This window comes from Empedobacter sp. UBA5924, from assembly GCF_002431085.1.
Lineage (GTDB): Bacteria > Bacteroidota > Bacteroidia > Flavobacteriales > Weeksellaceae > Empedobacter > Empedobacter falsenii_B.
Map to the genome: position 1 here is coordinate 1 of NZ_DJDM01000037.1, position 7,467 is coordinate 7,467.

Annotated in this window: 10 protein-coding genes; all 10 read right to left on the bottom strand. The window is 30.5% G+C overall.

The features are described 5' to 3' along the window. Window positions 1-891: 891 nt before the first annotated feature. The 10 genes from B3792_RS10720 to B3792_RS10765 all read right to left on the bottom strand — a co-directional run bounded on the left by B3792_RS10720 (window position 892) and on the right by B3792_RS10765 (window position 6,858). Entirely contained in the window at window positions 892-1,293 is a 402-nt protein-coding gene (locus B3792_RS10720) for a hypothetical protein (RefSeq protein ID WP_221408226.1), read from the bottom strand. Between the two features lie 118 nt (window positions 1,294-1,411). Beyond that, window positions 1,412-2,446, bottom strand: coding sequence for an ACR3 family arsenite efflux transporter (arsB, locus tag B3792_RS10725; protein WP_114999202.1), 1,035 nt, complete (start codon window positions 2,444-2,446; stop codon window positions 1,412-1,414). 3 nt (window positions 2,447-2,449) lie between these two features. Further along, window positions 2,450-3,061 carry a low molecular weight phosphatase family protein gene (locus B3792_RS10730; RefSeq protein WP_114999204.1) on the bottom strand — a complete coding sequence of 204 codons (612 nt, stop codon included), beginning with the start codon at window positions 3,059-3,061 and terminating at the stop codon, window positions 2,450-2,452. A gap of 4 nt (window positions 3,062-3,065) precedes the next feature. Beyond that, window positions 3,066-4,136 carry an ArsO family NAD(P)H-dependent flavin-containing monooxygenase gene (locus B3792_RS10735; protein ID WP_115001976.1) on the bottom strand — a complete coding sequence of 357 codons (1,071 nt, stop codon included), beginning with the start codon at window positions 4,134-4,136 and terminating at the stop codon, window positions 3,066-3,068. A gap of 168 nt (window positions 4,137-4,304) precedes the next feature. After that, window positions 4,305-4,769: a DUF6428 family protein gene (locus tag B3792_RS10740; protein ID WP_221857039.1), complete on the bottom strand. Its 465-nt coding sequence runs from the start codon at window positions 4,767-4,769 to the stop codon at window positions 4,305-4,307. A 59-nt stretch (window positions 4,770-4,828) separates the two neighbouring features. Further along, window positions 4,829-5,158 (bottom strand): ArsR/SmtB family transcription factor, encoded by a 330-nt coding sequence (locus tag B3792_RS10745; protein WP_291069575.1) that lies wholly within the window; start codon window positions 5,156-5,158, stop codon window positions 4,829-4,831. A 189-nt stretch (window positions 5,159-5,347) separates the two neighbouring features. Continuing rightward, window positions 5,348-5,605, bottom strand: a complete 258-nt coding sequence (locus B3792_RS10750) for a Txe/YoeB family addiction module toxin (protein WP_221857138.1) — start codon at window positions 5,603-5,605, stop codon at window positions 5,348-5,350. After that, window positions 5,606-5,860 carry a type II toxin-antitoxin system Phd/YefM family antitoxin gene (locus B3792_RS10755; RefSeq protein ID WP_068599366.1) on the bottom strand — a complete coding sequence of 85 codons (255 nt, stop codon included), beginning with the start codon at window positions 5,858-5,860 and terminating at the stop codon, window positions 5,606-5,608. An 88-nt stretch (window positions 5,861-5,948) separates the two neighbouring features. Further along, complete coding sequence (locus B3792_RS10760) at window positions 5,949-6,626, bottom strand: tyrosine-type recombinase/integrase (protein ID WP_125350815.1); 678 nt, start codon at window positions 6,624-6,626, stop codon at window positions 5,949-5,951. Between the two features lie 100 nt (window positions 6,627-6,726). Then, window positions 6,727-6,858, bottom strand: coding sequence for a transposase (locus B3792_RS10765; protein WP_114999214.1), 132 nt, complete (start codon window positions 6,856-6,858; stop codon window positions 6,727-6,729). Window positions 6,859-7,467 lie beyond the last annotated feature (609 nt).

Consider the following 7,467-nt stretch of genomic DNA (forward strand, 5'->3'; position numbering starts at 1 on the left):
TTTAAGCTATACTGATGATGTCGATCTAAATCAAAACTTAGAACAATGGGAGAATTTTTATAATTTCAATAGACCACATGGATCATTTAAAGGAAAAACTCCTTATGAAATACTAAAATCAAAACTAAAATAATTATATTTAAAGTCTACGAAGTCATGAAGTACGACACTCATAGTATTGAGATTTGAGATGTTAGTTATTAGACTTTTGTTATTGTATGTTCTTTTTTTATTCATTGGTTTATTGTTTTATGAATAATGTATTCATGAATCCTTTGTATTTAGCTTGATACAAAAACATTTGAGATGTTTGCTATTATTATGTTCATTTTATTAATTACTTTTTTCTTGATAAAAAAGTAATCAAAAAATCAAGGCTTCAATTCTCGCCGGTCAATCATCATTTCGTTTCACTAAAATGTTTAAATCACTCCCGATGGTCGGTAAACATTTTTGCGCTTCTCTCAATGGATTGACACTCGTCTGTAAATTGTTATGCCATTTTGATTTAGATGCCGATACTCTATTTTTTTTGAGTTTGTTAGCGAATGATTTGTTCTTTGTTTTCATTTTGTCTTGTAATCAGAAAACACTTGAGATATTAGACTTTGTTTTTATATGTTATTTTTTATTCATGGCTTTATTATTTTAAGAATATTGTATTCATGAATCTTATGGATTTGTCTTGACACAAAAACGAATCAAAAAAGTCAAGGCTGTAAAACGATTAACCTAAAAATGAATATTGATTCGGGAATAAATTAAATCGCTCCTTTCAGTCGGTAATTTATTCTTATCCTTCTCAATATTCATTTTCTTAACGGTATCGTTTTAGAAGCCGAATTTATTTTTCTTCCAATGTTTTATTCTCTTTCTGTACTTGATCGTATGCTAATTCTTTGACTGCAAGACGTACGAACCATTTTTAGAGATTCTCATAAAACCGTGTTTCTTTAATGCTTTACCCAATTGGATGACGGTTGAATTGTTGATGTTGATATTCCCAAAATAAGCTAACCTTGTAGCTATTTGCGTAGTGTTAAGAAAAGCTGTTGCTGTTTCTTTATCAGCTTTTTCGAACCAGGTTAATAGCAATTCTTCTTCTGGGGATTTGATTTGGTATTGCTCGTTGTTTTGGTTGATGTTTTTAATTTCTTCGTTGTTAAACCAATACCTGAATCCTTCATCAATGAGATACAAAGCTTGTTTGTAACAGTTATCGAGGTTTACGTTGTGTAAAGCAACTTGTGTAAATTCTTTGAATTGTACAGTTTCTTTTATCAAATAGGCCATAGTACATTAAGTTTTAGTCATTAAACATTTTTTAAGGTAATTTAATGTAAATTAAAACCTTACAATGGAAAAACGTGTCGCTTTATGGATGATTTACTTTCTTATTCGATGTATTGCTCTATTCTTTATAATATATCCTTTTCAGCCACAAACTTGCTTTTACTAAAAGTATTAACACCGGAACTTCGACCAACGGACCAATAACTCCTACAAAAGCTTGTGGAGAGTGAATACCGAATATTGCAATGGAAACTGCAATAGCTAATTCGAAATTATTACCTGTCGCTGTAAATGAAATAGATGCATTTTTATCATAAGGAACCTTCATTGCTTTATTAATAAAGAAACTGATAAGGAACATTAGAACAAAATAGATTATTAGCGGTATAGCAATTTTAATTACATCCATTGGTAATTCAATAATTTTATCTCCTTTTAAACTGAACATTATGACGATTGTAAACAATAATGCATAAAGTGTTATGGGAGATATTTTGGGTACGAATACACGATTGTACCATTCTATACCATTCTTCTTAATTAGCGCGTATCTCGTGATAAAACCTATTAAAAATGGAATACCTAAATAGATCATTACACTTTGTGTTACTTCGATCATTGAAACCGAAACATTAAAATTAGCTAAACCTAATTTTGCAGGTAATACATTAATGAATAACCAAACCAAGAAGCTATAACTCAAAACTTGGAAAATACTATTTAATGCGACTAACATTGCTGTATATTCTCTATTAGCCTTCGCTAAATCACTCCAAACTATCACCATTGCAATACATCGAGCTAAACCAATTAGTATTAATCCAGACATATAATCCGGTTCGTCGTGAAGAAATAGAACTGCCAAACCAAACATTAAAACTGTACCAATTATCCAGTTTAAGATTAAGGATATTCCGATTACTTTTTTGTTTTTAAATACTTGTGGTAATAGAGAATAATCTACTTTGGCTAAAGGTGGAAACATCATTATTATCAACCCTAAAGCTAAAGGAATATTGGTTGTGCCAATGCTCATACGCTCTATTAAAACAGACATATTGGGAAAGATATAGCCAATTGTAACACCTAAAACCATTGCGATAAAAATCCATAAGGTTAGGTATCTATCAAGGAATTTTAGTTTTGGTTGCATCGTTTATTTAGTGATTTGTGAAAATATGTACATCATTTCAGTTGCGATTTGAAAACTGCGTTGTTGGTAAACTTCGGTTTGTTCGGTTGTATCATCCGAAATTTTAGGATCTTCGTAAGTAATGGGAATTCGCTTTTCAGCACCGGATATAAAAGGACAACCTTCATCTGCTTGGGAGCAAGTTAGAATCGCTGCGAAATTTGAAATGGGATTGAATGCATCATTATATTTCTTAGAAAAACCGATAATTGGTGAACTATTCTCATCATATTTTATCGCATAAATAGGATTATTACTATCTGTAATTTTAAAGATTTGAAAACCTTGATTGCTTAGCGTTTCAATTACTTTTGGAAACAAAGCTGTTTCTGCTGTACCACCAGAATAACAATTGATATTGGGGATATTATAATAAGCAGCAGCGAATTGTGCCCATACTTGTGCTAGATGACTTCTGCGTGAATTGTGTGTACAAATAAAATTAAGGTTTACCGGTTTTTTACTATTTACCTTTCCTTGAATGTAATCTATTAAAGGTTGTAAAATGTTTTTGCGATCATTACTGATATTTTCAAAATGAAATTGCTCTACAGTTTTTAATATTGTTGAGTACATATTTTTAATTAATTTTTAAGTGTTTAGATAAAAAATCTTGAATTTCTAAAATTGTTTGTTTTGCGGTTCTGTTTACCCCAATTAAAGATGCAGATGCATAACCTGTCCAATTACCATAGCCTACAAACCATAAACCTTCAATATCTAAAGACTTAGTTTCATTGGTTTTTGCAATACCTTTTTCATCTAGTTGTATTAGTGATTTTAGGAATGTAGTATCGTAACCGAAGCCTGTACACCAAATAATTGCATCAAAATCTTCTTGTTCGCCGTTATCCCAAATTACTCCTTTGTCGTAAAACTCACGGAATGTACCACTAGAAATTAACACTCCTCTTTCACGAGCTTCTTTTACAGGTGGAACCATAACAATACTGGCTAAATTGTAATTTGATGCATCAAATGTTTTTCCTTCTAATTCTGCTTTATATCTTGCGTTGGCAATTTTAAACAGATAATAGCCGTCCACTTCATCGGGTAGAAATTCAGGTGTTTTTTTTGTTGACCATTTTACTGTCGTATTTTTTGATACTTCAGCAACAATTTGAGCACCAGAATTACCTTCTCCAACAACCAATGTTTTTAAACCATTAAAATCTTCGGGGTTTTTATATTTACTTGAATGTATTTGAACACCTTTGTAATTTTCTATTCCCTTTAAATTCGGAATGAAAGGATTTCCCCACGTTCCTGTAGCAGAAATAACTGTTTTGGTTTTAAAAAAACTTTCTTGCGTGTGAACTTGAAAAAAATCTCCATTTTTTTTAATTTCAACAACTTCACTATTTCTTTTCACATTAAGTTGATAATATTGCTCGTATTGTCCTAAATAATGTATAACCTCTTGTTTTGTAGGGAATTTATTTTCAGAATTTGGCATTATCAATCCAGGTAACGAGCTATAATCTGCTGGAGAAAATAGGGTTAAACTATCCCAAGTATGGAGCCAAGCCCCGCCTGAAGTATTTTGCTTATCCAAAATAATATACTTCAGTTTTGCACGTCTTAGATAATATCCACAAGCTAATGCACTTTGCCCGCCTCCAATAACTATAACATCAAATATTTCATCCATTGAATTGTTTTTATCTGATTTATGCATTCACAAATTAATACTTTTACGTTTCTATAAATTCTTATCTATATTAATACCGTTTACTGTTTGATAATCCTTGTTTATCGATTTTTACAACTCCTAAAAAATTATCATTGGTAATTGTTATAATATTTATGGTTACAATATTTAGCAACACCCCGAATTTGGTGTACAAGAAGATGATTGGATTTCTGACAATTTCACTTTTGGTTTTTCTGAAGGAATACCACAAGCATCTTGCGCTAAGCAAGCTGTTTTTTTATTTTTTAAAATGAAATGTTTACCGTTAAACTCTAGATCATATTTACCGATAGTAACAGATTGATATTCTACTTCAATTTCGGCATCTTCAATACCTAATTTGTTTTCGGATAAGCGAATAATGTTTAGTAATTTACCTGGTTTTAAACGATGTTCGTAATCGTCTGCATTCCATAATTGAAAATTAACTACTTTTTCATTTCTGATGACACCACCACAATCAATAAATTTTTTTGTGATTTCTCCCACTTCTGTAACGTGGAAATGCTCTGGTACGAAAGTACCATCCTCTAATTGAAATTCAACATTTTCTAATGTTGGTAAGATTTCTTTGATTTCTGAAAGTTTCATATACTCTAATTATTATTTATTAATCGTAATATTACGATGATTAATTTCAAAAAAATGCCTTAACAGCATTTCTCTATTTTGACATTTTGATTGAAAAAGTTAGAAAACTCATTCTGAATTGCAACCCAAACCTTTTCATCAATACAATAACACACTGATTTCCCTTCGATGGAACCTTGAATAATTCCGATACTTTTCAATTCTTTTAAATGTTGAGAAATCGTGGCTTGTGCTAAACCTAATTCATCCACCAAATCCGTACAGATACACGCATTTTGTTTGATAATATGCTGAATAATAGCCACACGAGCAGGATGTCCTAGTACTTTGAATAAAGTAGCTAGTTTATTTTGTTCGTCTGTAAATATTTCTGATTTAGTTGTTCCCATCATTAATTTATTATCATTGCAATATTACGATATAATTATTGAATACTAAAAAATTTAATGTTATTTATTTAATGTATTGCTCAACGGCTTTATCCAATTCTTTGTTTACTATTTTTGCATAAAAAAAATTCTGTTACGTTTTACAACCTAACAGAATTCTATCTTATTTATATCTTAAAAATGGATTATTTAATCGTAATGAAAACGGCACTTTGCAATTAATATCTGATCATCTTCGTACTTGTAAATTAAACGATGTTCTTCGTCTATTCTACGTGACCAAAACCCTGAATATTTATGTTTTAATGGCTCTGGTTTCCCTATACCAGTAAAAGGAGTACGTGAAATATCTTTCAATAAATCATTGATACGTTTTACTTTTTTCTTATCGGTTTTTTGCCAAAATAAATAATCTTCCCAAGATTCATCTACGAAAATATATTTCATCTATTCCTCGATTAATTCTCTTTCAAAAGATTGGTTACTTTTTAATTTTTCAATGGCAGCATCTAATCTTGATTCATTGATACGAGAAGATAATTCGTGATTTGTAGCCATTAAAGAATTGTACTCTTCTAATGACATTACCACAATACCTGAATCTTTCCCTCTGTTGATGATTAAGGTTTCAAAATTCTTCGAAACTCTATCTAAGTAAGATTTAATATCTTTTCTGAAATCTGAAACACTTGCTATTATCATAATCTTGTATTTTATTATGTACAAATATATGTACAATATTTTGATTTTCAAAATCTATCTTCTTACATCATTTTAAAATAAACATTTACTATTCAATGAATTGCTCTACTGCTTTGTCTAATTCTTCGTTTACGATTTTAGCATAAATTTGAGTTGTTCCAATATCAGAGTGATCTAAAAGTTTTGATACATACTCAATACGCATACCGTTAGCTAAGGCTTGGGTTGCAAATGTATGTCGGCTTAAATGAAAAGATAATGAGAATGGAAATTCTAATTCTTTGCCCATTCTACGCAATTTCTGACCACATAAAACATTTTTGCTACCGATTACTTTTAGTTGGTATTCGTTGGATTGTTCGAAGAAATTAGCTTCTGAAATGATTGGAAAAATAAAATCATCTGGTTCGGAAGTTTCTTTTTTGTATTTGTTTAAAATCTCTAAAGCAGATTGACCTACCTTGAATTGATGTGAACGTTTAGTTTTACGGATGTTTAATCTGATACGTTGTTCGTTTTCATCATAGTTTTTCCATTGTAAGGTAACGACATCACTAAAACGCAATCCTCCGGCATAACAAGAAAAAATAAACATATCTCTGAAATAGGTATCTGTTTGACCAAATGAACTCTTGTGATTTTTTAGCTGCTCGATTTGTTCTTTGTTTAAAAACAATCTTGTACTCTTGGCTTTTTTGATTCGTACACTTGCAAATGGGTAAGTATTTAAACTGATGATTTCTTCACGAATGGCATCTTTAAACATTATGGCTAAAATTGAACATTTGTATTAAAACTAACATTAGTAATTTATGAACAAATTGAAATAACTGTAAGAAAGCTTCTTTACCAAAAAGGACGCAAGTTTAACCAATTGTGGAATGCCAAGGTAGTTTTTCGTTTAAATCATGACCTAAAAATAAACGAATATCCAAACAGTTATTGCAATAGCGAATCATTGCTCTGTTGTTATTAATATTATTTAGATAACTGTCCATTCAAATCTTGAAAGAGACAATTAGATTATGAAATAAAACAAATTTCTACAATTAAAAACATGATAGCTTTGAAATTTCATATAGAAAACTTGCTGAAAAGGCGAGAGTCAATTTAGCGTAATGAGCGTAAAAATGGCTTACTGTCGCGCAATCTTCCTCTCGTAAACCCAAAATAGTAACTCAAAAAGCGTGCTTTTCTCGTCAAAAACCTCGTATCTCACTTCTCACATCTAAAATTCTCAAAAAATATTTTCCATTGTACCAGCGACTTAAGGAAAGAATGTAAAATAAATGTAAAGTATGTTTGGAAGTTCGGAAAAATGGTGCGTATATTTGCAATCCCAATACGAAAGACGAGTAGTATTGAAATTGACATAAGGACTTGTATAGCGACAAAATTATTTAAAAATAAATTTGCGAGTTTAGAAATAAGTTTTACCTTTGCAAACCGATTCCGAAAGGAGTTTGAAAGTGAGAGTAAATTTGACTTGTTGAAATAAAAACTTCAAAAATTTATCAAAATAAATTTTGTTAGTTAAAAAAATAAGTATTACCTTTGCAACCGCAAATACCGAGAGGATTTGCTAAATGAGAAGTTCATTTGAAATT

Bases quoted from the DNA above. Each gene is read 5' to 3' on its own strand.
- B3792_RS10755 (WP_068599366.1), bottom strand. From the start codon at position 5,860: ATGATAATAGCAAGTGTTTCAGATTTCAGAAAAGATATTAAATCTTAC.
- B3792_RS10760 (WP_125350815.1), bottom strand. From the start codon at position 6,626: ATGTTTAAAGATGCCATTCGTGAAGAAATCATCAGTTTAAATACTTAC.
- B3792_RS10735 (WP_115001976.1), bottom strand. From the start codon at position 4,136: ATGGATGAAATATTTGATGTTATAGTTATTGGAGGCGGGCAAAGTGCA.
- B3792_RS10720 (WP_221408226.1), bottom strand. From the start codon at position 1,293: ATGGCCTATTTGATAAAAGAAACTGTACAATTCAAAGAATTTACACAA.
- B3792_RS10750 (WP_221857138.1), bottom strand. From the start codon at position 5,605: ATGAAATATATTTTCGTAGATGAATCTTGGGAAGATTATTTATTTTGG.
- arsB (WP_114999202.1), bottom strand. From the start codon at position 2,446: ATGCAACCAAAACTAAAATTCCTTGATAGATACCTAACCTTATGGATT.
- B3792_RS10745 (WP_291069575.1), bottom strand. From the start codon at position 5,158: ATGGGAACAACTAAATCAGAAATATTTACAGACGAACAAAATAAACTA.
- B3792_RS10730 (WP_114999204.1), bottom strand. From the start codon at position 3,061: ATGTACTCAACAATATTAAAAACTGTAGAGCAATTTCATTTTGAAAAT.
- B3792_RS10765 (WP_114999214.1), bottom strand. From the start codon at position 6,858: ATGGACAGTTATCTAAATAATATTAATAACAACAGAGCAATGATTCGC.
- B3792_RS10740 (WP_221857039.1), bottom strand. From the start codon at position 4,769: ATGAAACTTTCAGAAATCAAAGAAATCTTACCAACATTAGAAAATGTT.